Here is a 23458-nt window from a genome sequence, read left to right as displayed (position 1 = left end):
GGCCATGATTTCTCTGCCCGATGACCTTCCTGATGATCCTGTCTTGCTCAAGCAACTGCTGCTTGAGGCCCTCAATCGCCAGGAGGAGTCGGCCCAGGCCTATCAGACCCACATCGTCGATCTGAAAGAACAGATCAAGCTGTTGCGCGACCGCCTGTTTGGACGCAAGTCCGAGCAGAGCGTTGAGCCCAATACGCCGCAACTGGCGTTGTTCAACGAGCCTGAAAGCGAACCCATGTCGTTAGTGGGTGACGCTGATGAAGAAGTCGTTAAGCCGACAGCACGCCGTGGCAAACGCAAGCCGTTGTCGGCTGATCTGCCGCGTATCGAAGTCATCCACGAACTGCCCGAACACGAACTGACCTGTGTGTGCGGTTGCCGCAAGCATGCCATCGGGGAAGACACCAGCGAGCAGTTGGATATCGTGCCGATGCAGATCCGGGTCATCAAACATATCCGCAAGGTGTACGGTTGCCGTGGCTGTGAAGCGGCGCCGGTCACCGCCGACAAGCCCGCCCAGTTGATCGAAAAAAGCATGGCCAGCCCCAGTGTTCTGGCCATGCTGCTGACGACCAAGTATGTCGACGGTTTACCGCTGTATCGGTTTGAAACGGTACTCAGCCGCCATGGCATCGATATCCCGCGACAGATCTTGGCACGCTGGGTAATCCAGTGCAGCGACCACTTCCAGCCGTTGCTTAACTTGATGCGTGATCGATTACTGGAAAGTCCGGTGATCCACTGTGATGAAACTCGCGTGCAGGTACTGAAAGAGCCGGATCGAGACCCGACCAGTCAATCCTGGATGTGGGTGCAAGCCAGCGGCCCGCCGGATCGCAAAGTCGTGTTGTTTGATTACACCTCCAGCCGTGCGCAGGACGTGCCGTTGCGCCTGCTGGAAAGTTATCGTGGCTATGTCATGACCGACGATTACGCCGGTTACAACGCGTTGGCGTTGCAGCCGGGCGTGGAGCGCCTGGCGTGTATGGCCCATGCACGACGCAAATTCGTGGACGCGCAAAAAGTACAGCCCAAGGGTAAAACCGGACGGGCTGATGTCGCGCTGACGATGATCAACAAGCTGTACGGCATCGAACGCGAGCTCAAGGACGTCAGCGATGAACAGCGGTTTACAGGTCGTCAGGAAAAGAGCCTGCCGATCCTGGCGCAACTGAAAAGCTGGCTGGATAAAACCCAGTCGCAGGTGACAGCCCAAAGTGCGTTGGGCAAGGCCGTGCATTATCTGGCGAATAACTGGAGCCGGCTGGAGCGCTACGTCGAAGCAGGTTACTTGCCCATCGACAACAATGCAGCCGAAAGAGCGATCAAGCCGTTTGTTATTGGGCGAAAAGCCTGGCTGTTCAGCGATACCGTCAATGGTGCGAGCGCCAGCGCGAAAATCTACAGCTTGGTCGATACCGCCAAGATCAACGGCCAAGAGCCCTATACGTGGCTACGCCACGTACTGGAGAAGCTGCCGCACGCTTCGTCGGTTGAAGACTACGAAGCCTTGCTGCCATGGAACTGCTCGCCAGAGATGCCACGGTAAACCAGTTAACCCGCTGTTGGTAGGTGGGGTTTATGGATCGCATACGATCATGTTGTGCTCTGGTGGTGCTGGTTGAAGCCGAGGTAATCCAATAGGCTATCACTCGCAACGCTATCTAGCACTGACGGTAGGGCTGTTTCCGACGCTAATGACCCCGACGCCAAGCGCTGGAGCCTTCATCACATACCTCCATCAGGCTCCCAACAATGAGCCTCATCGGCTAAAATCCTGCGTTTGCATACGTCTGGAGCTCTGAGTGCTCAGAGATAAAGAAATACGAAACGCTTTGGTTGACCACTTGTTGAGGCGGACGCCTAAGCCTGCTCGGGTACTTGAAGAACTCACCATCGACAATGGTAATGCCATTGCTGATGTGGTTGCGTGCTATCGAGAAATGCATTGCTACGAGATTAAAGGGCAGACTGACAACGTCAGGCGATTACTAGCCCAATCTGAATTCTATTCTCAGTCGTTTCCTAAACTTACTTTGGTTACAACTGAGAACCATTTGAAATGGGCTGCTGCACATGCTCCCGAGCACTGGGGCCTAGTGCTAGCTAAAGTGCGAAGGGATCGTGTCGTGCTCAGCTATATCCGGAAGGCAGGCACAAACCCTAGCTTTTGCAAGGAAAAGGCTTTGTTGATGCTCTGGAAGGCAGAGCTGACTGCGATTGCTAACGCACATCCTCAAGTCTTATTAAAAAAATCCTTCACACGGGCAGACATTGCCACGGCAATTAGTGCGCGGATTACTAAAGAGGACGCCCTAAGTGGAATTCAGAGCGCTGTTGTTAGTCGGCCATTAAATGGTATTAACAATGAACGTGATATGAGCGGCAGTAAGTGATTTTATCCACGTACTTGGGCTCCCACCCTTAGGCGGCCTACGTGCAGAAAGATAGCTTCGTTCATGAATATAGCTATCGCCGTATGAATATGCAGCTCCCCGATAAAAAGCCTGCCCAACAATGTCGTCGGAAATGGCGAAATACTGCTGATAACCATGGGTTTTGAATCGTCTGCCACGTGATATATAGAACTGGTCGCTATGTGTGTAAAAGACTTTTGGCGTTGATACACCACTCATAAGTTCCGGATTTAGATCAAGATCCGAATACTCAGGGCTTACCACGCCGTAATCTCCATATAGGACATGCTGGTAATCAGGCGAGTTCGTTAACGTACGCCACAGCCGGTATTCCTCTCGCACCACATGTTTTTGGACGTCCGTGCCTATCAAGGTTGCGATATTTCCTGGGATTACAGACCCGGATACCGATGTTGCATCAACGTGGAAATCCTGCTTGAACCTGGACAGAAAGCGTTCAACTTTTCTCTTAGATTCAGCATGATCATTCACGATTCGGAGATCTATAAGAAGAACAACACCTGCAGGCTGAGCAGCCCGAATCTCATTCCATAGGAGGTCAAGTCTTGGCTTGGTAATACCGTAGCTCTCGATATCCGTTTCTTGTAAGCGCACTCCAAGCGACCCCGGTTTCATTCTAATGAAATCCAAGGCTGCTACGTTGTGATCAGCACTTCTATCTAGTGCAACTACCGGCATCAGCCTGTAGTCTCTGAGGGCATTAATAATATACCGATACTGGAAAGTGCCTGAAAGATTGATGCTTTCGTCAATGTCAAGGTTGTCTACGAAAAACCAATACTCAGAGTTAGCATCTTTGGATTTTTTTAGCTCGGTGGCAGCTAGTCTTATTCGCTTTAGTATCTCGATCTCGGTCATTACGTTTTGAGAGCGAGGAACATCATACAGAGGCGTTATCTGATTTCTAATGCCTGAATCGAGTTGAGCAACACCCTGAATTTCATTTTGCTTAAATTTTAAAAACGGAATGTACTTAATCATCTGCAAATCCGAAAGCCTCACGCAAATTTATGACTTGGACAAGTTCAGGATAGAGCTTGTAGTTTTTAGCTTGATGGCGAAGCATTCCGGCGGCAATAGCAGGGTGCACACTTGCTCGCTCGCAGTACATAAGAAACTGACGCTTGTCGGTTCGGGCATTCCAAATCAATCGCCAATTCTCTCGCGAGACCAGACTATCTTTAGCGATTATATTGGCTTCGATCTCTATTTCAGATTCATTATTTTCTTCAAAGTCATCTAAGATAGGCTGGTCAAGATGTTGGTAGTGCAAGGAAATATGTGCTAGTTCATGCATTAGCGTGAACCAAAAGCTATCGTACCGGTTGTACCGAAGTGCTATGCCTACGACGGGAGTGCCCTGTGAGAGCTTGAAGGTGCATCCGTCCATCTTCATGGACTTGAATCCTGGCTCCACCACCAAGAGCACACCATAGGTTCTAGCGAGAAACTCAATGAGTGACGTCGTGCGGCTTGGCTCTAAGCTTAGGAGTGCAATCTCCCTCAACTGCTCACGGCTCAACCCCTGGAATTTAGGAAACTCTTGGCTCAAGACAGCATATTTGGACTTCTCACTAACCAACGATAACCATGCTTGAATCTTGGTCTCTTCAGCCGAGTGATTCTTCCGATAGAGCACTGCGCTGTTGTTTGTTGCATTGAGCGCAAGCCTGATGAGGAAGTCGTTATAGGCTTCCCCTGGTCGGGCGTGCGTTTTTGCATCCGCTGGCTTCAACGCTTTTCTCAAGCTTACGAGAGCGGCTGTGAAGTCGACTGCGGCAACCCGCGAGGAAGGGAAGACCTCAAAATCCTCTGGGAAACTCTCTGGAGTGTCAGACATGATGTGCCTCCCCTGCAAGCTTCCCAGCTATGTCAGGAGGGGCTTCAAAATACCGAAGATTTTCTTTTTCAGCATCAGCCCCATACTCAATCATGCCAAGGTAACGATAATACCCCTCTGCAGTCGGCAGAGAATGCAGGCAGAAGCCTGGGCGGTAGCCCAAGGTGTTGATAGCGTAATGTGAGGCATGAGCAATCAGAATACGACTGACGCTTCCAAACTGTTTTTCATAGTTCGGTCGATCTCTATTCCAATACGCCGAGGCAACGTAATCAATGTAGAAAATGCGTTCGCCATCCAGACGGCTTTTTTTGGGGTGATAGATCACGCATGTCGCTTGAATCCGTCCCAGAGCACTTAGGAAAAACCAGTGGTAATCATCGCTCCGGAACGCGAAAGCCTTGTCCAGCCAACTCCAATGGAAATCAGAAAGCCCATAAGTGGGCAATTGATCGAAGAGTACGTTGGCGTCGGCGGCGGCATCAGGAAAGTCGGCTATAAGCTGGCCCATAATCCGATGCTTTTCGGTGTCCCATTGCTCACTCAGTTGAAACACGTACCGGGGCGCTAGGCCCTGGTGGATTTGGTAGGGGACTTGCTGCCCTGTATGACGGCACTCAAGTGTAGGCTCACTCATGAAGGCGCCCACCTTCCTTGGCTAGGTAGACGGCTAATCCGAACGGCGTCATGTGGAAATCCCTATCCCTATTGATGGCCATATGATGACACCGTTTGGTTTTGCCCTCAATGCCCGTTATTCGTCACCAACCGGTTGCGATGCTAGCTTTACGAAAAGCTTTACAGATAAATTTGTCCGTCACTTTTTTGGTCGTTTTTTTAGCTTGGCGCCTCAAATTTCTATCTTTACAGATTCTGAGACCGCTAGCTTTACGCGGGCTTCAGCTTGCCTACAACGCTGATTTTCAAGCGATTTGCTTTACAAAATTCAGGTTGAAACCCAGATAATGCTAATAAATTCATATTTTTCAATAAATTACAGTCTTTTATCAGCACCCCCGTTCTGACCCGTAGCTTTTCAGAGTTGTAAACATGAGAAGCGAAGCCATCGATGTGGCTTCGCTTTTTTGTTGTTTACAGATTTTGCGGAGCAAGGATAAAAATCGACTATGCAGGCAGCCCTGCAAACCTCACCTCAGAAAGTCCAGCGTTTCTGTCTCAAGCGTTGCTGCATTGAGTCGGTGAAGTCTTCCAGCTGATTCTGCCAATTCGGTGAAATCCTGATTGACTTGGTGGGTGAAACGCAGAGGTCAGCGGGATAGAAGAGCTGACCATCTGTCACCGAACAGGGTGATGGCCAAGCCAGCGATCATCACTATTGCTCCTCCCAGTTTGATGGCGGACACAGGTCTTTGAGCTGCCCCCATCAGGCCGAAATGATCGATAACCAGCGACGAGGTAATCTGCCCGGCGATAGCGAGCCCAAGCAGAGCTGAAAGGCCGATTTTGGGTGCAAGCACCACGTAGCCAAGCAGTGCGCTGGCCCCCAGCAGACCGCCCGGCAAGCTCCACCAGGGTTGGGCTGAAATAGCGACCAAAGAAGTCACCATCCCACCGCGAATGAGTGAAAAGAGGCCCAGGCACACTGCGCCGGCGGTAAATGAGAACAGAGCCGCCGCTACAGAGTCTCCCCCTATACCCTTGGCTAGTTGACTGTTCAGCGTGGTCTGCAGGGTTATGCCCAGTCCTGCGCAAATGGCCAGCGGATAATAGATCGCACTCATCTCGCCTCCTTACCGGGCCGATTCAAGTGGCAAAAACGTCTCGGCAAAGATGTCAGGCTGATAGCCCGCAGCAGCAAATAAATGCTCACGGGATTCGTCGATAGCTGCACGGAGTCGCTCGCTATCCACGCCCAGTACCTTTCCGTTTTGCTTGACGATGCGCCCAGCGATCAGGACCGTGTCGACGTTGCTGCGCTCGGCTGCATGCACTACGGTGCCGAATGCGTTGCCTACCGGATAAAGGTTTACGTCCTGCGCTTTGATAAGTATCAAGTCGGCTTGTTTTCCGGGGGCCAGGCTACCGATTTTGTCCTGCAGTCCTGCACAGGCGGCGCCATCGACAGTGGCGGCCTTGAGCAGGCTGTGGGCGGGCAGTGTCACGGGATGATGGTCTGAATCGCAGCAGCGCTGTTGATGCATGCCCATGACGCGCTGCAGGTAAAACGCCACCCGCATCTCCATAAACATGTCGCCACTGTAAGACGTCTCGTTATCGACGCTCAGACCTGGATTGATACCGTGACGCAGAGCGGACTGCATCGCAAACATTCCGTCCTCGATGCCGTAGTGGGCATCTGAGCGCGGACACACATTGACCCGCACGCCAGTTTCACGAAGGATTTCCCATCCTGATTCCGGCAGAGCGGTGCAATGGTTGAAGATGTTATCGGAGCCCAGCAAGCCTTCCCGATACAGCCCTTCCAGCTCGGCCGCCATGTCTCCACCGAAAAATTCGGTGATGATGGGCAGGCCCAGTCGTCGAGCTTCAGCCCATAGCTCGGGTTCCAACTGCGCCATCACTGCGAGCGAGATCAGCTTGTTGTCGCCGGATTTGAAATATTTTTCCTGCAGGCGCTCCAGGTTGCCGGGCCAGTGAGCTTTGTCCCATTCCCCGGCGACAGGCGCTCCGCAAGCGTGTACAGAGCGGATGCCAGCATCGAGCAATGCCTCGACCGCCGCGTCAGAGTGTGCCCCGGTGCGACTGTTATGTGAGTTATCCACCAGAGTGGTGATGCCAGCGTCGATGCAGCCCAGTGCAGTGAGCAGGTTGCCGATGTACATGTCAGCCGGGCGATAGTATTTGGCAAACGAAAAGTGCGTTGCGTTGCAGTAATCTTCAAGCGTTTCAGCGTTTGGATTCAGACGACGTAGTTGCCCCTCCCAGGAGTGGCGATGAGTGTCGACCATTCCCGGCATTGCAATCATCCCGGATGCCTCGATGACTGTGGCATCGTTGGCCTCGATATGTTCCTGTACGGCCTTGATTGTGTCGCCTTCGATCAAGATGTCGCCGCGCACCAGATTGCCTACCTCACCGTCCATGCTCAGAACAGTGGCGCCACGGATAAGCGTGCGGGTAGCAGGCGAGGCCGGAGCCTGCACGATAGTACGGTTGTAGTCGGTCATTTCGGTCACCTTTCAAATTTCACATGAAAAAGGTACGAAAAATGATAGTTCCGAAAAAGACGGGTAAACTGTTTTGATTATTCAGTAATCACGAATAGTCTCGCTTGTTCGGGCGTCGGGCTGAGGAAAAAACCATGGACCGTATTCAGGCAATGCAGGTCTTTGTGCGTGTTGCAGAAGCTGGAAGCTTCGTTCATGCAGCGCAGACACTTTCCCTGCCAGCCTCGACAGTGACCGGCAGCGTCAAAAGTCTTGAGAAATACCTGCAAGTGCGCTTGCTGAACAGGACAACGCGGCGGGTCAGCCTGACGCCCGAGGGTGCAAGTTATTTGACTCAATGTCGGCAAATACTGGAGTTGATAGAGCATACGGAATCCAGTCTGACGAATTCGGCCCAGCGGCCTCAGGGGCGTTTGCGAGTCGATATGCCAGGCGGCATTGCGCATTTCATCGTCATGCCAAACCTCAAGGACTTTTACAGGCGTTACCCAGATATCTATCTGATGGTCGGCGTGAACGATCGCCAGGTTGATCTGATTCAGGAAGGCATTGATTGCGTCATTCGGACAGGGGAGCTCACGGACTCTACACTTGTTGCGCGCCCTCTCGGTCGGTTTCGCTGGGTGACATGTGCTTCAGAGGCCTACCTCAAAGAAAACGGTACCCCGCAGACGCCGCAAGATTTGTCCCACCATCGGGCCATTCATTATTTTTCAGGAAGTGCGCGGCGAGCGGGCGAAATGTCTTTTACCAGCGGATCCGAGAAAGTGACAGTCCCGGTGAACGGGGTAGTGGCGGCCAATGAGACAGGCCTGTACATAAAAATGTGTCTGGAAGGGTTTGGTCTGGCCCAGCTCGCTGAAAATGTCGTATCTGAGCATTTGCGGGAGGGGCGGCTGATCGAGGTTTTGGCAGATTGGCAGCCAGCGCCCGTACCGGTTACCTTGCTCTACCCACACCAGCGTTTTCTCTCGCCTGCTGTACGAGTGTTTGCTGATTGGGTTGCGGGGCTTATCCGAGACAGCGATGCGGGAATACCTTGAACCGAAGCATGCCGGTGCGGCTGAAGCGGGTAGACTGATCAAATTTAATCAACCGACAGGGCCGTCACCCTTCTCAGCTTTGATAAATTCCCACCCCACCAAATCCTACCGCTCCAGACCCGGAACCATCATGGCGAAAAAAGCAGGCAAATCGTCCGAGGCAGCCGATTCATCGCTGTCCAAGAAGGCATCGAGCCTTACGCTGATCGACGTGGCGAAGGTGGCGGGTGTTTCGCCGATCACGGTTTCCCGGGCCTTGCATCGTCCTGAGGTGGTCAGCAAGGAGGCGCGGGAGAAGGTGCTCGAGGCGGTGCGCAAGACCGGGTATGTATCGAACATGCTGGCTGGCGGGCTTGCCAGTAACAAGAGCCGATTGGTGGCGATTTTCCTGCCGACCATTGCCAACTCCATTTTTGCCGATACCGTGCAGGCGTTGATGGATCGTCTGACCGAGGCCGGTTACCAGACGCTTCTGGGGCTCACCGGTTATTCGGCGGAGCAGGAAGAAAAGCTGCTTGAAGCGGTATTGGGCCGTCGTCCTGATGGCATCGTGCTGACCGGGACGCTGCACACCGAGTCCAGTCGTCTGCGGCTGGCACAGTCGGGTATTCCGGTTGTAGAAGCCTGGGATTTGAGTGAGAACCCGCTCGATATGCTGGTCGGTTTTTCCCACGAAGGCGTAGGTCAGGCCACCGCCCGGCATCTGCTCGCCAAGGGGTACAAGCGTTTCTCTGTGGTGACCATCAGCGACCCCCGCGGCTTGCGGCGCTGCAACAGCCTTATAGCGGAATTGAGCCGGCACGGCATCAAGCAAGTGCCAATGCAAGTGCTGACACCGCCCGCGACCCTGGAAACCGGTCGGGAAGGGCTGCGGCAATTGCTGGAGAGCGCTGAATCTGCGGATGTGGTGGTGTGCAGTTCCGACACGGTGGCCCAAGGCGTTCTGGCCGAAGCTGCCAGCCGAGGGCTGCGTGTGCCGGAGGATCTTGCGGTGATGGGCTTCGGAGATCTGAGCAGCGCCGCTCAGGTTTACCCGGCGCTTTCGACTGTCAGTGTCGATGGCAAGCGCATTGGGGATCAGATCGCGCAGGCGCTTCTGGACCGCTTCAAATATCCTGCAGGCAGCGCTGACCCAGTGCGAGTCGACACGGGTTTCACCTTGATCGACCGCCAGAGTACCTGAGTTTCTTTTTTCGAATATGGGCGATGCATCGTTGAATGATTGCGCAATCACTGTAAGATCGCTTGCATGGTCACCGGCGCGGTCATGCGGTGACCTTTTTTTGAGCGTGGATGATTGCGCAATCATTCCTTTCCGTCCCGGATACCATGGAGAAGATTCCGATGCCCGTACAACAACAAAACCTCAAGTCTTCCGATGATGACCGGATTGCCTACGTCAAGGTGTCTTCGGTATTCCTGCCGCTGGCCAATCCGATCAGTGATGCCAAGGTGCTTACCGGTCGACAAAAGCCGATGACTGAAATCGCCATTCTGTTCGCGGAAATCGAAACGGTAGACGGCCATCGTGGCCTGGGTTTCAGCTACTCCAAACGTGCTGGCGGGCCGGGGCAGTTTGCCCATGCCAGGGAAATCGCTCCTGCGTTGATTGGCGAAAATCCCAGTGACATTGCCAAGCTGTGGACCAAGCTCTGCTGGGCGGGTGCTTCGGTAGGGCGCAGCGGCATGTCGACCCAGGCCATCGGTGCCTTCGACGTTGCGCTCTGGGACCTGAAAGCCAGGCGCGCGAATCTGTCTCTGGCGCGGCTGCTGGGTGCCCAGCGTGATTCGGTGCGTTGCTACAACACCTCGGGTGGTTTTCTGCATACCCCGCTGGATCAGTTGATGAAGAACACCGACCTGTCCCGTGAGAAGGGCATCGGCGGTATCAAGCTGAAAGTCGGGCAGCCGGACTGCGCCGTCGATATTCATCGCGTCAGCACGATTCGCAAGCACCTTGGGGATGATTTCCCATTGATGGTCGACGCCAATCAGCAGTGGGACCGCCCGACCGCCCAGCGCATGTGCCGCCGTTTCGAGGAATTCAACCTTATCTGGATCGAGGAACCGCTGGACTGCTACGACGCCGAGGGCCATGCCGCGCTGGCTCAACAGTTCGATACGCCGATTGCGACCGGGGAAATGCTCACCAGCGTTGCCGAACACGCCGAATTCATCAAACTGCGTGGTGCCGACTTCCTGATGCCGGATGCCCCGCGTGTGGGCGGTATCACGCCGTACCTGAAAGTCGCGGCCATGGCCGAGCAGGCCGGGGTGATGCTGGCGCCGCACTTTGCCATGGAGCTGCATGTTCATCTGGCAGCGACCTATCCGACCGAACCCTGGGTGGAGCATTTCGAGTGGCTTGAGCCGCTGTTCAATGAGCGTCTGGAAACCCGTGATGGCCGCATGCTGGTGCCGACTCGCCCAGGCCTGGGCCTATCGCTGAGCGAGCAGGTCAAACCGTGGACTGCGCAGGTCGCAGAAGTCGGCACCCATCCATAAAGCGTTTTTGACCGCCCGGCATGCGGCGAATGCCGGGCGGTCTTTTTATCCTCAGTGCGAATGCCGTGGTGCGCCGCCGCTGCGGGCAATCACTTTCATGTGCAGCGTGGCCGGTTCCAGGCAGCCGCCTGTGGATAACTGGCCGACCAGTTGCCGATAAAGCTCCTGCCACGGCGTCTGTGAGGGCGGGATATTCGGTGTCCAGGCCTCGCGACGTAGGGCGAGTTCGGCCTCATCCACCAGCAGGTTGACTGAACGGGCGTTGAGATCCACGCGCAGCAGGTCATTGGTGCGCAGCAATGCCAGGCCGCCGCCGACGGCTGCTTCCGGCGACATATTGAGAATCGACGGGCTGGCCGAGGTGCCGCTCTGCCGACCGTCGCCCAGGCAGGGCAGGGAGTCGATACCGCGTTTGATCAGCTCGGCGGGCGGGTCCATGTTCACCACCTCGGCGCTGCCGGGATAGCCGACGGTGCCCGCACCGCGAATCACCAGGATGCAGCGCTCATCGATATCGAGTGTCGGGTCATTGATGCGTGCGTGGTAATCCTCCGGTCCTTCAAAAACGATGGCACGGGCCTCAAAGCTGTTTTCGGCACCGGGTTGGGACAGATAGCTTTTTCGGAAGGCTTCGCCCACGACCGACATCTTCATGATGGCACTGTCGAAGAAGTTACCACTGAGCACGATGAAGCCTGCTTTGTGTTTGAGCGGTGCGTCGTAGGGCAGGATCACATCGGTATTGCTGGTGAGCGAATGACGGACGATTTCGCCCACCGTTTTGCCGCTGACGGTCGCGCAGTCTTCATGCAGACGTCCGGCTTTCTGCAGTTCATGCATCACTGCTGGTACACCGCCAGCGCGGTGGAAACCTTCCCCCAGATACTTACCGGCAGGCATGCAGTTGACCAGCAATGGCACATCCACGCCGATGCGCTGCCAGTCGTCCAGGCTCAGATCGACGCCCATATGCCGGGCGATGGCGATCAGGTGAGGCGGACAATTGCTGGAGGCACCCAGCGCCGAGGCCACGGCAATGGCATTCTCGAAGGCCTCACGGGTCATGATCTGCGAGGGGCGTATGTCCTGCAGTACCAGTTCGCAGATGCGTTTGCCCGTGGCATAGGCCATCTGCCCGCGTTCGCGATACGGGGCCGGGATGCTGGCGCAACCGGGCAACGACATGCCCAGTGCTTCGGCCAGCGCGTTCATCGACAGTGCCGTGCCCATGGTGTTGCAGTGCCCGACGGACGGGGACGCTGCCGTGGTCATTTCCATGAAGCCTTCGTAGTCGATTTCCTGAGCTGCCAGCAGCTTGCGGGCGTGCCAGAGTACGGTGCCGGAACCGATCAGTTCGCCTTTGTGATGGCCATCGAGCATCGGCCCGCCGGACAGCACAATGGCGGGCAAGTCGGTTGTCGCCGCAGCCATCAGGCAGGCTGGAGTGGTCTTGTCGCAGCCGGTGGTCAGCACCACGCCATCGAGAGGATAACCGTGCAGGATTTCCACCAGTCCCAGATACGCCAGATTGCGGTCCAGAGCTGCTGTCGGGCGACGGCTCTGCTCGGCAATCGGGTGGACGGGAAACTCCATGGGAATGCCGCCTGCATCCCTGATGCCTGCCTTGACCCGCTGGGCCAGTTCGAGGTGATGGCGGTTGCAGGGTGTCAGGTCGCTGCCGGTCTGGGCGATGCCGATGATCGGTCGACCGGACTGCAACTCGTCTCGCGTCAGGCCGTAGTTCATGTAGCGCTCGACATAGAGGGCGGTCATGTCGGCGTGATCGGGGTCGTCGAACCATTGCTGGCTGCGCAGGGGGCGTTTCGGGGGCAGGCTCATGTTTATTGTTCTCTTGTTGTCGATTGAGTCTTGAGGGGCTGTCAGTTTCAGCGGGCCAGTAATCCTCGTGCCGAAAGGTTACGCAGCAGGGCGCCGATGCCGAAGGTCCAGGGCGATGCGATGTCGCTATGGGTGACTTGATTGTGCAGGCTGCCGAGCAACGGGCTGCTGATGCGCACCAGGTCGCCGGTCTTGTGGGTGAACCCGGCACCGGGATGATCGCGATCCTCCGTGGGGGCGAACAAGGTGCCCAGGAACAGCATGAAACCATCCGGGTACTGGTGATGGGCGTTGAGGGTCTGGCTTACCAGATCCAGCGGATCACGGCTGATCTGATCCATGGAACTGGAACCATGCAGCAGATAGCCGTCCTCGCCACGTACTTGCAGATCGATGACGCAGTTGCGGATATCGTCGAGCCCGAAATGCTCATCGAAGAGCCGTATGAACGGGCCGATGGCGCAGGACGCATTGTTGTCCTTGGCCTTGCCCAGCAACAGCGCGCTGCGCCCTTCCACATCGCGCAGATTGACGTCGTTACCCAGCGTCGCGCCGTGGACCTGACCTCGACTGTTCACCGCCAGTACTACTTCCGGCTCGGGGTTGTTCCACTGTGAACCGGGATGAATGCCGATCTGGCTGGCGCTGCCCACGGCGGCCAGCACGGGCGCCTTGGTGAAAATCTCGGCATCCGGGCCAATGCCCACTTCCAGATATTGCGACCACATGTCTTTTTCGATGAGCAGCGCCTTCAGGCGCATGGCCTGCTCGGAGCCGGGTTTGACAGCGCGCAGGTTGTCACCGATCACCTCCCGAACGGTGGCGCGAACACCTTCGGCCAAGGCTGCGTCACCACCGGCTTTTTCCTCGATCACGCGCTCGATCATGCTGGCGGCAAAGGTAACGCCCGCAGCCTTGATGACTTGCAGATCCACGGGGGGCAGCAGGAAGGGTTTCGAGTGATCGGCATGCGCGCCGGTGTTGGCCAGCAGTTCTTCGACGCTGGCAATGAAATCGCCCGGTGCATGAGCAAGGGCTTGTACAGGCTGGTGCTGTTCAAGCAGATCACTGAGGGTAGCGAAGTGTCTGGACAGGTCGAACACGCCATCGGCCCGCACAACGATGGGCGAGGGGCCCGCCACGGTGCCGGGAATCCAGGCACGACCGATCAGGGTTGCGTACTGGCTGTCGACGGGCAGGGTGTTTTCGGACGTGAGGTTGATCGGCATGGCGCAAGCTTCCTGATCCATAAAAGCTGCACGCTAGGTTGGCCTGTGGATAAACTCCAATGGCAAATTCTCACTTATCGATAACCTGGCGTTATTGCCTTGCAGAGGGAAAACCATGTCGGACTTGTCATTCTCCAACTTCTGCAGTTGGCTCAAATTCCGCCACCTCACCCTGATCGACACCTTGGGCCGCACGCAGAACATGCATCTGGCAGCCCAGCAGATGAACCTCAGTCAGCCGGCCCTGAGCAAGATGCTCAAGGAGCTGGAAAGCCTGCTCGGCTTTGCGATTTTCGAGCGATTGCCGCGCAGCATGGTGCCTACGGCCCTTGGCGTTCAGGTGGTGCGTTATGCGCAGCTGGCACTGAACGACGCGAAGACTTTCGTCGAGCAGATCAATAACCTCAGTGCCGGTGGCCATGGCCATCTCAAGGTCGGCGGTATCTTTGCCGCGACGGCGGTGGTGCTGCCTGAAGCCATTGTGCAGATCAAGGAGCGCTGGCCGTTGCTGGCCATTGAAGTGGTCGAGCAGACCAGCGATCACCTGATGGAAATGCTGGAAGAGCGGACTCTGGATCTGGCCATCGGGCGCTTTACCGATCAGGCGCAGCAACAGCGCTACGATTTTCAGGCGCTGGCACCCGAGCCGTTCAGCATTGTGGTCAACAGTCGGCACCCGTTATGCGATTCCGGCCCCATGACCTTGCAGCAACTGGTGGACTGGCCGTGGATGCTTTATCCCAAGGGCACGCCGATTCGCGGCCGCATGGAAGAGGCGTTCGCCAGTGCTGGCGTGCAGGTTCCGCGCAACACTATCGATACCATTTCCATGCAGACCTTTTTGAAGGTACTGCAGAGCGGTCCGATGATCGGCATGTTGCCCGACGCCATGGTTGCGCCCCATCTGGAAAGCGGATTGCTCAAGACCCTGGAAACGCAAATGCATCTGACGCCGCAGTACTACGGCATTCTGACCCGCAAGGGCGATCAGTTGACCGGGCCTGCCTTGGAGTTCGCCGCCATTCTGCTGGAAAACGCTCGTCTGGCTCAGGAAAAACCGGCCTGAAACGGGCAGCAGATCGATAACCGTCTGTTATCGCTCAATCCAAAAATGCCATTGGGACTGAATCGATCCGTGGCATAGATTACCCATCAGCTTCTGCACGTGATCGGGTAATCGTCTCTTCTCCCGACAACGATCCCTTCAATAAAAACAATCAGGCACATAGATGTGCCAAGGGTGACTCCCATGCAAATCCACGCTGATGGCCAGCGCGCCAGTGCGCCCGCTCACGACCCCGCTTTCGAAGATAGAACTTACCGCAAGGTCATCCTCAGAATTCTGCCCATCCTGCTGCTGTGCTACATGGCGGCCTATCTGGACCGGGTCAATATCGGTTTCGCCAAGCTGGATATGCTCAATGACCTGCAATTCAGCAATACGGTCTATGCCTTGGGCGCCAGTGTGTTTTTCTGGGGCTATTTCCTGTTCGAGGTACCCAGCAACCTGTTGCTGCATCGGTTCGGTGCCCGTTTCTGGATCGCCCGGATCATGTTCAGTTGGGCGATAGTTTCGATTGCCGTGGCCTTTACGGTGCCTCTGGCAAGAGTGTTCAGCATTGAGCCGAGCACCATGTTCTATGTGCTGCGTTTTCTGCTGGGTGTCTGCGAGGCCGGTTTCTTTCCCGGCGTCATTCTCTACCTCAATTACTGGTTTCCGACCCATCGGCAAAGCCGGGTCATGTCGGGTTTTCTGATGGCCTTGCCGGTCAGCCTGACCTTGGGCGGCATGTTGTCGGGCTGGTTGATGAGCAGCATGAACGGCGTGCAGGGCATGGCGGGCTGGCAGTGGATGCTGATCATCGAAGGCATTCCTTCGATCGTCATGGCCTGCGTCGTGATTGTCTGCCTGTGCGACAACATCGATTCGGCCAAATGGCTCTCGGCGGCAGAGAAGACCTTGCTCAAGGCCAATCTGCAAAAGGACAGCCACGGCAAGGCTACGCGCCTGAGTGAAGTGTTCTTCAATCCGCGTGTGTGGCTGCTGGTGCTGATTCTGCTGACCTTCAATACCGGCTTTTACGGCCTGGCATTCTGGATGCCTTCGATCATCAAGAGCGCCGGTATTTCCAACACATTGCATATCGGCCTGCTGACTGCCATTCCCTATGGCGTGGCCACCGTCGCGATGCTACTCAATGCCCGGCATTCCAATCGCACCGGCGAGCGGCGCATGCATGCGGCGATTCCGGCGTTCATTGGCGGGGTTGGCCTGATTCTCAGCGCTTACTTCTCTCAGGATCTGATGCTTTCCGTGCTGTTTCTGACGGTGGCTGCTTCGGGAATCCTGAGCCTGATGCCCATTTTCTGGACCTTGCCGGGAACCCTGCTGTCCGGTGTCGCCGCCGCAGCCGGGATCGGCATGATCAACGCCATTGGCAATCTGTCCGGTTTCACCGGTTCGATGATAACGGCAGTCGCCGAAACGCTTACCGGCAACATCAATAACGGGACCTATGTGCTGGCGCTCTGCTTGCTGGTCAGTGGCGGGCTGATTCTGGCGATTCCCGGCAGCATGCTTGGCAAGGCAAGCACCGCCAGGTCTGTGCTCCCCAATCATCTGGGCATGGAGAAAGCATGATGAAGAACAAGCGCGTTCTGATTACCGCAGGTGGCCAGGGCATCGGTCTGGCCAGCGCCATGGCCTTTGCCGAGGCGGGGGCCGAAGTGATTGCGACGGATATCGACATCCGCGAGCTGCAAAAGGTGGAAGGTCTGCAGGCCCTGACTCTGGATGTCACCTCGGCCCATGACATCCTGGCCATCCGCGATCAGGTCGGCCCGGTGGATGTACTGTTCAACTGCGCGGGTTACGTGCATGCGGGCACTATTTTCGAGTGCGATGAGGCCGCATGGAGCCGTTCCATGGACCTGAATGTCACGGCCATGTACCGCATGATCCGGGCTTTTCTGCCCGGCATGCTGGAGCGCGGCGGTGGTTCGATCATCAATATGGCGTCGGTGGCTTCCAGCATCAAAGGCGTGCCCAATCGCTTTGCCTACACCGCCAGCAAGGCGGCTGTCGTGGGGCTGACCAAATCGGTCGCGGCAGATTTCATTGGGCAGGGCATTCGCTGCAATGCCATTTGTCCCGGCACTGTGGACTCGCCTTCGCTGCGCACACGCATTGCGCAGCAGGCGCAACAGCAAGGTCTTTCGCAGGAGCAGGTCTATCGGCAGTTTGTCGAGCGTCAGCCCATGGGGCGGCTCGGCACTGCGCAGGAAATCGCTCGACTGGCTCTTTATCTGGGCTCTGATGCCTCGTCCTACACTACAGGCGCTTTGCATGTCATCGATGGCGGCATGAGTATCTGAATCCCGGTTTGTATCTTCGACAGAAACAGGAGAACCCGATGAAATTGCTACGTTACGGCGAGAAAGGTTCGGAAAGACCCGGCCTGCTGGATGCCAACAACCAGATTCGCGATCTTGGCGCTCATGTGGCGGATATTGCCGGCGATGTCTTGAGCCCCGAGGGTCTGGCGGCACTGGCTGCCATTGATCCGGCCAGCCTGCCCCTGGTGCCGGGCAAGCCGCGCATCGGGCCGTGCGTCGGACAGGTGGGAAAGTTTATCTGCATCGGCCTGAACTACGCCGACCATGCTGCCGAATCCAATATGGAAGTGCCCAGAGAACCCATCATCTTCAACAAGTGGACCAGTGCCATCTGCGGGCCGAACGATGCAGTGGAAATCCCGCGTGGCTCGGTCAAGACCGATTGGGAAGTAGAGCTGGGCGTGGTCATCGGCAAGGGCGGGCGCTATATCGACGAAGCCAATGCCATGGAGCATGTGGCCGGGTATTGCGTGATCAACGACGTGTCCGAGCGCGAGTGGCAACTGGAGCGCGGTGGCACCTGGGATAAAGGCAAAGGTTTCGACACCTTTGGTCCTATCGGCCCCTGGCTGGTGACCCGTGATGAAATTGCCGATCCACATTCGCTCGACCTGTGGCTGGAGGTCGATGGGCACCGCTATCAGCAGGGCAATACGCGCACGCTGATTTTCAATATCCCGCAGTTGATTGCCTACCTGAGCCGCTGCATGAGTTTGCAGCCAGGCGATGTGATTTCCACCGGCACGCCGCCGGGTGTCGGCCTGGGTGTAAAACCCTCTCCGGTTTTCCTGCGTCCGGGCCAGACCATGCGCCTGGGTATTGCAGGGCTGGGTGAGCAGCAGCAAGTGACGGTGCAGGCTGATTGATCTGTCGCGGACAAGCGCGTTCCTGCTGGGCAGCAGGAGCGCGCTTGCCCGCGACGGCGGCATGAAAAATATGTGGCATCGGTACAAGCGAATTCATTCGCGAAAAATCACATCCCCAATTCAGAAAGCCCCGGATGATCATCCGGCCAGCGTCCAATCGGCCAGTGGAACTTGCGCTCCGACTCCTTGATCGGCAGGTCATGGATGCAGGCGAAGCGCCACGCTTTTACCGCCGCAATCGAACTTGCGGCCCGAACCGGGATCAGTTGCAGGGAGTTTTTGGCTCTGTTGCTCATTCAACGAAGGAGAAGCTGCCCGGTGTCTCAGTTAAGAACCTTGATCCTGTTGGGGCTGCTGTTTTGCGCAGGCAGTTTTCATGTTCAGGCCGCCGACGTGCCTGCTCTCCCCATGGCGGCAGCAGCTCCTGTCGACGACAAGGCGGCTGATAAATCCGAGAAAAAGGCCGACAAACCCGATGAGAAGGCCGCCGAAAAGCCCGAGGAGAAACCCGCAGAGGCCGAGCCTCCGGCTGCCGAGATTCTGGTGCAGGGTGGTCTGCTCGGCGCGATCAGCACCAGCATCGATGACATCCAGAAGACCCTCAATCTGGACGAGAGCCTGTGGGACGCCTGGCGTTTGCGGGCCGACCGTGCGGCCGACGAGATTGGCGATCTGGTCAACAAGCGCACGGCACGCTCTCCCTGGAGTGTGGTGGGCGATTTCCTGATTCTGTCGGTGGTGTGGATCGGTGCGTTTGCCGTGCTGACCACTCTGGGGCGTTTTCTGGCGGTCCGTCTGAATCGACGACCATTCCTTCAGGTCCGTGAGCGCAGCCAGGCGCTCTTGAAATATGTGCTGCCTTTCACGCTGCCTGCAGTGATCTGTCTGCCACTGACGCTGTACGTCAGCCACTTCATGCCGTCTTCCGTGGGGCGTGCGCTGGCGCTCTGTTTTGCCTATGCGACCAGCAGCGGCATCGTTTCCACGTCTGTGCTGCTGTGCGTCATCGTCATGTTCAACTCGGGACACAAGCGTGCAGCGGTGCGCATGATCCGTCGCTACAGCCCGCGGCCGCTGTTCATCATCGGCTTTCTGGCGGCGCTGAGCGATGCACTGACCAGCCCGCAGATCGCCCGGCAACTGGGCAGTAACTTCACCACCAGCGTATCTGTGTTCACCGGGTTGTTCGCTTCGGTCGTGTTCTGCATGCTGGTGATCAAGGTGCGTCGCCCGATTGCCCACCTGATTCGCAACCGTTCGCTGAGCAGCCGCATGCAAAGGCCTGCACTGCAGCGATCTCTGAAGATATTCTCCAACCTCTGGCATTTGCCGATCCTGTTGATGATCCTGGTTTCGGCCATCAACCTCATCGGTGCCGGCGAAGACAGCCAGCAAACCCTGCGCTGTGCGTTGTTCACCACCTTGTTGCTGATTGCGACGGTGTTCCTGAGCACGGTATTCGAGCACATGTTCAAACCTGCCGAAGAAGGGGGGCGCGGCGGGCATGTGTACAAGGCGCGTCTGCTGCGGCTGGTCTATGCGATGCTGCGGATCATGCTGGCAGTGGCGTTCATCGAAATCCTGGGGCGGATCTGGGGCTTCTCGATGTTCGAGTTCGCCCAGCGCAATACCCTGGGCCGGGTGATCAGCGATTCGCTGAGCAGCATCGGGTTGATCTTTCTGGTGACCTGGCTGCTGTGGGTGGTGCTCGACACGGCCATTCAGGAAGCCCTCAAGCCTCCCCTCAACCATCGCAATGCGCGTCAGCCCAGCACGCGAATCAAGACCATACTGCCGTTGCTACGCAATGCGGTGAAAATCATTCTGGTGGTGATCTGCGCGATTACCACCATGGCCAACCTGGGGATCAATGTCGCGCCACTGCTGGCCGGTGCGGGTGTGGTTGGCCTGGCCATCGGTTTCGGTTCGCAACAATTGGTACAGGATGTCATCACCGGTCTGTTCATCATCATCGAAGACACCTTTTCCGTCGGCGACTGGGTGGTGCTCAGTACCGGCCATTCCGGCTCTGTGGAAAGCCTGACGATTCGTACCGTACGCCTGCGTGACGGCAAAGGCTTCGTGCATTCGGTGCCGTTCGGGCAGATCAAGGCTGTCACCAACCAGTCCCGGCAGTTTGCCTATGCGTTCTTCTCGGTGCAGTTCACCTATGACTCCGATATCGATGAAGCCCTGGCGCTGATTCGTGAAACAGGGCAGTCGATCACCGAGGACATTCTGCTCAAGAACAACCTGCAAGGGCCGCTGGAAGTGTTCGGGGTGGACCGTATGGATCTCAATGGCGTGGTGCTGACTGCTCAGTTCCGCACTTCGTCGGGCGGGCAATACAGTGTGGGCCGTGCTTTCAACGAACGCCTCAAGCGGCTTGTGGATAAACACCCGGATGTGCGCTTTGCCCAGACTTATCCACAGGTGGTGATGAATCCAGCCCAGACACAGGCTCCCGCACCTGCACCTGCACCTGCACCAGAGCAGTGAGTTGATTGGCCAATGAATTCGCTGCCTGGCTGCAAGTATTGGGGGTTAGCGGCCAACGTGATATGTTTGCAGGCGTTTTTCACCTGATTACTTGATGATTTACCGAGCCTGCTGACTCTATGCGAATGCGCCTTATGCTATTGGGCGGCGGGAATGCCCTCGGGCAAGCGCTGATTCGTCTGGGTGCCGAGGAAGACATTGGTTTCCTCGCGCCGCGTCCACCGCAAGACGGTTGGGACGCAGCGAGCCTGACGCAACTGCTCGATGACACCCGTCCCGATGCCTTGATCAACCTTGCTTACTACTTCGACTGGTTTCAGGCGGAGACAGTGAGCGAAGCGCGTCTGACCCACCAGGAACGCTCCGTGGAGCGCCTGGCCGAATTGTGTCAGCACCACAACATCATTCTTGTTCAGCCTTCCAGCTACCGAGTGTTCGATGGCTCGCGGGCGACTGCCTACAGCGAAAAGGACGATCCTGTGCCTTTGGGGCTGCGTGGCCAGGCCTTGTGGCGTATCGAACAGAGCGTGCGTGCGGCTTGTCCGCAACATGTGCTGGTACGTTTCGGCTGGTTGCTGGATGACAGCGCCGACGGCGTGCTGGGTCGCTTCCTGACCCGCGCCGAACAGCCGGAAGAGTTGTTGCTGGCCGATGACCGGCGCGGCAATCCGACGCCGGTCGACGATGCTGCACGGGTCCTCATTTCGGTTCTCAAGCAGCTCGACTGCGAGGCTCCGCTGTGGGGGACCTACCACTACGCCGGTCACGAGGCCACGACGCCGCTGGCGCTGGGGCAGGCTGTCCTCACCGAGGCGCGCCTGCTGCATCCTCTGGCCATCGAATCGCCTACTGCGCAGGCCCACGCCGCACGGCCCGATGCCGCGCAAGAGCCGCAACATGGCGTGCTGGCCTGCAAGAAAATTCTCCATACCTTCGGCATCAAGCCTCGCGCCTGGCGTGCGGGGTTGCCAAGCCTGCTGGATCGGTACTATCGACATGTCTGACGCTCCAATCCTGATTACCGGCGGTGCTGGCTTCATTGGCTCGCACCTGGCCGATGCCTTGTTGGCCCAGGGGCATGCAGTACGCATCCTCGACGACCTCTCGACCGGCAAGCGCAGCAATCTGCAGCTGGATAATTCTCGTCTCGAGCTGATCGAAGGCGATGTCGCCGACAGTGCCCTGGTAACCCGTGCAGCCCAGGGCTGTCAGGCTGTTGTGCATCTGGCGGCGGTTGCCTCGGTGCAGGCCTCGGTAGAAGACCCGGTCAAAACCCACCAGAGCAATTTCATCGGCACCCTGAACGTCTGCGAAGCCATGCGTGAGGCGGGTATCAAGCGTGTGTTGTTCGCTTCCAGTGCTGCGGTGTACGGCAACAATGGCGAAGGCGAGTCGATCACCGAAGACACGCCCAAGTCGCCGTTGACGCCTTATGCGTCGGACAAGCTGGCCAGCGAGCAGTACCTGGACTTCTATCGTCGTCAGCACGGTTTCGAGCCGGTCATCTTTCGCTTCTTCAATATTTTCGGCCCGCGTCAGGATCCTTCGTCACCTTATTCCGGTGTCATCAGTATCTTTGCCGAGCGTGCCGAGAAAGGGCTGCCGATCACCGTGTTTGGCGATGGCGAGCAGACCCGGGACTTTTTCTACATCGGCGATCTGGCAAGGCTGTTGACCCAGGCGCTGGAGCAGACCAACCCCGCCGAAGACGCGATCAACGTCGGTCTGAACAAGGCTACTTCGCTCAATGAGCTGTTGGCGGCTCTGACGGACGTAGTCGGTAGCTTGCCGCCAGTCACTTATCAGGCTCCGCGCTCTGGCGACATTCGCCATTCACGGGCCGATAACCGGCGTCTGCTGGAGCGTTTCACGCTGCAAGAGACGACACCGCTGAGTGTCGGGCTGGCGCGTTTGCTGGGACGTTGAATACTGATTTGCCTGCTCTCGCAAGTTTATCTATGGGAGCAGGCCTTCAGGCAACAACCACCGCCAGCGATTATTCCGGGCTAAAGTTTTTCCTTTTGGCTCGTAGGACCTTTCTGCAATCAATGTAGTCAGCTTTTTTTTGAACCTTAAAACCGTTTGAATAGCCTTATAGCATCCAGCGCCTTTTTAAACGGAGCGTATGAGATATGCAGGGTGAAAGCGACGTCCGTTTCGTCAAGGTCGAAACCGTGCCGTGCAAGCTGGTCGTGGCAGGCTTCGTAGATGAGTATTCTCAGTATCTTGAACGAGAAAAGGTTACTGACAAAAAGCTTCGGTATATATGTTTCATGTTGTTTGGCATTACTTCCTGGCTGATGATTCTGGTCGGCGGTTTAACGAGCATGTTCGGTCCTGAAACCATAAGTTACAGTCCTCAGACCGGGCCGACTTTTGTACAGCTCATTCAGATATATCCCGGTGCCATTCTTTCGATAGGTGTTCTTTTATTCGTTGTCAGCAGGTTTTTTGATTGCGCTAGCCGTACTCCACTCTCGCCCGAGCGGTTTCTGCTGGCGTTCTACAATGTGCAATTACCTGAAGAGCGGGGCGATCAGGCACGCATTTCTATCGCACACGTGGACGGTTCCCTGTTTCAGATAACTCGCTGTTAGCCAAAAACGCCAAAGGCACCCATTACGGTGCCTTTGTGTGTTTATTGCTGAGATGGG

Annotated in this window: 20 protein-coding genes and 1 pseudogene; 13 read left to right on the top strand and 8 right to left on the bottom strand. The window is 56.7% G+C overall.

Translation table 11 applies throughout. From position 1 onward, the window contains the following. The first annotated feature begins 4 nt into the window (after nt 1-4). Both tnpC and JSY17_RS13775 read left to right on the top strand, forming a co-directional pair. The gene (tnpC, locus tag JSY17_RS13780; RefSeq protein WP_206401966.1) at nt 5-1549 is read left to right on the top strand and encodes an IS66 family transposase; all 1545 of its coding nucleotides are present in this window, start codon (nt 5-7) and stop codon (nt 1547-1549) included. 256 nt (nt 1550-1805) lie between these two features. Beyond that, nucleotides 1806-2396 carry a sce7726 family protein gene (locus JSY17_RS13775; protein ID WP_206401965.1) on the top strand — a complete coding sequence of 197 codons (591 nt, stop codon included), beginning with the start codon at nt 1806-1808 and terminating at the stop codon, nt 2394-2396. Here JSY17_RS13775 and JSY17_RS13770 read toward each other — a convergent pair. The 5 genes from JSY17_RS13770 to JSY17_RS13750 form a co-directional block, all read right to left on the bottom strand. Beyond that, a complete protein-coding gene (locus JSY17_RS13770; RefSeq protein ID WP_206401964.1) occupies nt 2352-3419 on the bottom strand; it encodes a beta family protein in 1068 nt (355 codons plus the stop codon). The two genes, JSY17_RS13775 and JSY17_RS13770, sit on opposite strands and share 45 nt — an antisense overlap. Next, nucleotides 3412-4278 (bottom strand): ImmA/IrrE family metallo-endopeptidase, encoded by an 867-nt coding sequence (locus JSY17_RS13765; protein WP_206401963.1) that lies wholly within the window; start codon nt 4276-4278, stop codon nt 3412-3414. Before JSY17_RS13765 ends, JSY17_RS13770 begins: the two co-directional genes overlap by 8 nt. After that, nucleotides 4271-4915: a hypothetical protein gene (locus tag JSY17_RS13760; RefSeq protein WP_223272550.1), complete on the bottom strand. Its 645-nt coding sequence runs from the start codon at nt 4913-4915 to the stop codon at nt 4271-4273. The genes JSY17_RS13765 and JSY17_RS13760 overlap by 8 nt, the downstream gene beginning before the upstream one ends. Before the next feature lie 631 nt (nt 4916-5546). Then, nucleotides 5547-6020 (bottom strand): DMT family transporter, encoded by a 474-nt coding sequence (locus JSY17_RS13755; protein ID WP_206401962.1) that lies wholly within the window; start codon nt 6018-6020, stop codon nt 5547-5549. Nucleotides 6021-6029: 9 nt separating this feature from the next. Then, the gene (locus JSY17_RS13750) at nt 6030-7427 is read right to left on the bottom strand and encodes an amidohydrolase family protein (RefSeq protein ID WP_206401961.1); all 1398 of its coding nucleotides are present in this window, start codon (nt 7425-7427) and stop codon (nt 6030-6032) included. 134 nt (nt 7428-7561) lie between these two features. Here JSY17_RS13750 and JSY17_RS13745 point away from each other — a divergent pair, with 134 nt between their 5' ends. The 3 genes from JSY17_RS13745 (at nt 7562) to JSY17_RS13735 (ending at nt 10975) form a co-directional block, all read left to right on the top strand. Then, nucleotides 7562-8470, top strand: a complete 909-nt coding sequence (locus JSY17_RS13745) for a LysR family transcriptional regulator (RefSeq protein ID WP_206401954.1) — start codon at nt 7562-7564, stop codon at nt 8468-8470. A gap of 130 nt (nt 8471-8600) precedes the next feature. Next, nucleotides 8601-9653 (top strand): LacI family DNA-binding transcriptional regulator, encoded by a 1053-nt coding sequence (locus tag JSY17_RS13740; protein ID WP_206401952.1) that lies wholly within the window; start codon nt 8601-8603, stop codon nt 9651-9653. A gap of 161 nt (nt 9654-9814) precedes the next feature. Continuing rightward, nucleotides 9815-10975 (top strand): L-talarate/galactarate dehydratase, encoded by a 1161-nt coding sequence (locus JSY17_RS13735; protein WP_201014222.1) that lies wholly within the window; start codon nt 9815-9817, stop codon nt 10973-10975. 51 nt (nt 10976-11026) lie between these two features. On the opposite strand, the gene JSY17_RS13730 is transcribed toward JSY17_RS13735, so the two are convergent. Continuing rightward, nucleotides 11027-12814 carry an IlvD/Edd family dehydratase gene (locus tag JSY17_RS13730; RefSeq protein WP_200979625.1) on the bottom strand — a complete coding sequence of 596 codons (1788 nt, stop codon included), beginning with the start codon at nt 12812-12814 and terminating at the stop codon, nt 11027-11029. Between the two features lie 47 nt (nt 12815-12861). Next, nucleotides 12862-14043 (bottom strand): fumarylacetoacetate hydrolase family protein, encoded by a 1182-nt coding sequence (locus tag JSY17_RS13725; RefSeq protein ID WP_206401950.1) that lies wholly within the window; start codon nt 14041-14043, stop codon nt 12862-12864. A 115-nt stretch (nt 14044-14158) separates the two neighbouring features. Between JSY17_RS13725 and JSY17_RS13720 the strand changes: the two genes are divergently transcribed. The 4 genes from JSY17_RS13720 to JSY17_RS13705 all read left to right on the top strand — a co-directional run bounded on the left by JSY17_RS13720 (nt 14159) and on the right by JSY17_RS13705 (nt 18305). After that, entirely contained in the window at nt 14159-15109 is a 951-nt protein-coding gene (locus JSY17_RS13720; protein ID WP_200998775.1) for a LysR family transcriptional regulator, read from the top strand. A gap of 183 nt (nt 15110-15292) precedes the next feature. Next, a complete protein-coding gene (locus tag JSY17_RS13715) occupies nt 15293-16684 on the top strand; it encodes an MFS transporter (RefSeq protein WP_206401948.1) in 1392 nt (463 codons plus the stop codon). After that, on the top strand, nt 16684-17418 hold the full coding sequence (locus JSY17_RS13710; protein WP_117181951.1) for an SDR family oxidoreductase: 735 nt from the start codon (nt 16684-16686) through the stop codon (nt 17416-17418). Before JSY17_RS13715 ends, JSY17_RS13710 begins: the two co-directional genes overlap by 1 nt. Before the next feature lie 38 nt (nt 17419-17456). Further along, the gene (locus JSY17_RS13705; protein ID WP_206401946.1) at nt 17457-18305 is read left to right on the top strand and encodes a fumarylacetoacetate hydrolase family protein; all 849 of its coding nucleotides are present in this window, start codon (nt 17457-17459) and stop codon (nt 18303-18305) included. Between the two features lie 107 nt (nt 18306-18412). Here JSY17_RS13705 and JSY17_RS13700 read toward each other — a convergent pair. Further along, nucleotides 18413-18523, bottom strand: a pseudogene (locus JSY17_RS13700) (DUF1348 domain-containing protein); the annotation flags it as partial. Between the two features lie 100 nt (nt 18524-18623). Here JSY17_RS13700 and JSY17_RS13695 point away from each other — a divergent pair. From JSY17_RS13695 to JSY17_RS13680, 4 genes are all read left to right on the top strand, one after another. Then, nucleotides 18624-20804: a mechanosensitive ion channel family protein gene (locus JSY17_RS13695; protein ID WP_332875323.1), complete on the top strand. Its 2181-nt coding sequence runs from the start codon at nt 18624-18626 to the stop codon at nt 20802-20804. 119 nt (nt 20805-20923) lie between these two features. Next, nucleotides 20924-21808 (top strand): sugar nucleotide-binding protein, encoded by an 885-nt coding sequence (locus tag JSY17_RS13690; protein ID WP_117184807.1) that lies wholly within the window; start codon nt 20924-20926, stop codon nt 21806-21808. Further along, the gene (locus JSY17_RS13685; RefSeq protein WP_206401942.1) at nt 21801-22730 is read left to right on the top strand and encodes an NAD-dependent epimerase/dehydratase family protein; all 930 of its coding nucleotides are present in this window, start codon (nt 21801-21803) and stop codon (nt 22728-22730) included. The genes JSY17_RS13690 and JSY17_RS13685 overlap by 8 nt, the downstream gene beginning before the upstream one ends. Before the next feature lie 206 nt (nt 22731-22936). Continuing rightward, entirely contained in the window at nt 22937-23401 is a 465-nt protein-coding gene (locus JSY17_RS13680; RefSeq protein ID WP_206401940.1) for a hypothetical protein, read from the top strand. Nucleotides 23402-23458: the final 57 nt, after the last annotated feature.

The organism is Pseudomonas capsici (assembly GCF_017165765.1).
GTDB lineage: Bacteria > Pseudomonadota > Gammaproteobacteria > Pseudomonadales > Pseudomonadaceae > Aquipseudomonas > Aquipseudomonas capsici.
The sequence above is the reverse complement of the archived record's forward strand: the minus strand, read 5'-3'. Positions and strand labels throughout refer to the sequence as shown.

Excerpts from the sequence above, each read along its gene's own strand:
- JSY17_RS13730 (WP_200979625.1), bottom strand. The coding sequence starts at position 12,814 with ATGAGCCTGCCCCCGAAACGCCCCCTGCGCAGCCAGCAATGGTTCGAC.
- JSY17_RS13750 (WP_206401961.1), bottom strand. The coding sequence starts at position 7,427 with ATGACCGACTACAACCGTACTATCGTGCAGGCTCCGGCCTCGCCTGCT.
- JSY17_RS13705 (WP_206401946.1), top strand. The coding sequence starts at position 17,457 with ATGAAATTGCTACGTTACGGCGAGAAAGGTTCGGAAAGACCCGGCCTG.
- JSY17_RS13735 (WP_201014222.1), top strand. The coding sequence starts at position 9,815 with ATGCCCGTACAACAACAAAACCTCAAGTCTTCCGATGATGACCGGATT.
- JSY17_RS13740 (WP_206401952.1), top strand. The coding sequence starts at position 8,601 with ATGGCGAAAAAAGCAGGCAAATCGTCCGAGGCAGCCGATTCATCGCTG.
- JSY17_RS13715 (WP_206401948.1), top strand. The coding sequence starts at position 15,293 with ATGCAAATCCACGCTGATGGCCAGCGCGCCAGTGCGCCCGCTCACGAC.
- JSY17_RS13760 (WP_223272550.1), bottom strand. The coding sequence starts at position 4,915 with ATGAGTGAGCCTACACTTGAGTGCCGTCATACAGGGCAGCAAGTCCCC.
- JSY17_RS13745 (WP_206401954.1), top strand. The coding sequence starts at position 7,562 with ATGGACCGTATTCAGGCAATGCAGGTCTTTGTGCGTGTTGCAGAAGCT.
- JSY17_RS13765 (WP_206401963.1), bottom strand. The coding sequence starts at position 4,278 with ATGTCTGACACTCCAGAGAGTTTCCCAGAGGATTTTGAGGTCTTCCCT.
- JSY17_RS13755 (WP_206401962.1), bottom strand. The coding sequence starts at position 6,020 with ATGAGTGCGATCTATTATCCGCTGGCCATTTGCGCAGGACTGGGCATA.
- JSY17_RS13680 (WP_206401940.1), top strand. The coding sequence starts at position 22,937 with ATGCAGGGTGAAAGCGACGTCCGTTTCGTCAAGGTCGAAACCGTGCCG.
- JSY17_RS13690 (WP_117184807.1), top strand. The coding sequence starts at position 20,924 with ATGCGAATGCGCCTTATGCTATTGGGCGGCGGGAATGCCCTCGGGCAA.
- JSY17_RS13720 (WP_200998775.1), top strand. The coding sequence starts at position 14,159 with ATGTCGGACTTGTCATTCTCCAACTTCTGCAGTTGGCTCAAATTCCGC.
- JSY17_RS13710 (WP_117181951.1), top strand. The coding sequence starts at position 16,684 with ATGAAGAACAAGCGCGTTCTGATTACCGCAGGTGGCCAGGGCATCGGT.
- tnpC (WP_206401966.1), top strand. The coding sequence starts at position 5 with ATGATTTCTCTGCCCGATGACCTTCCTGATGATCCTGTCTTGCTCAAG.
- JSY17_RS13685 (WP_206401942.1), top strand. The coding sequence starts at position 21,801 with ATGTCTGACGCTCCAATCCTGATTACCGGCGGTGCTGGCTTCATTGGC.
- JSY17_RS13725 (WP_206401950.1), bottom strand. The coding sequence starts at position 14,043 with ATGCCGATCAACCTCACGTCCGAAAACACCCTGCCCGTCGACAGCCAG.
- JSY17_RS13770 (WP_206401964.1), bottom strand. The coding sequence starts at position 3,419 with ATGATTAAGTACATTCCGTTTTTAAAATTTAAGCAAAATGAAATTCAG.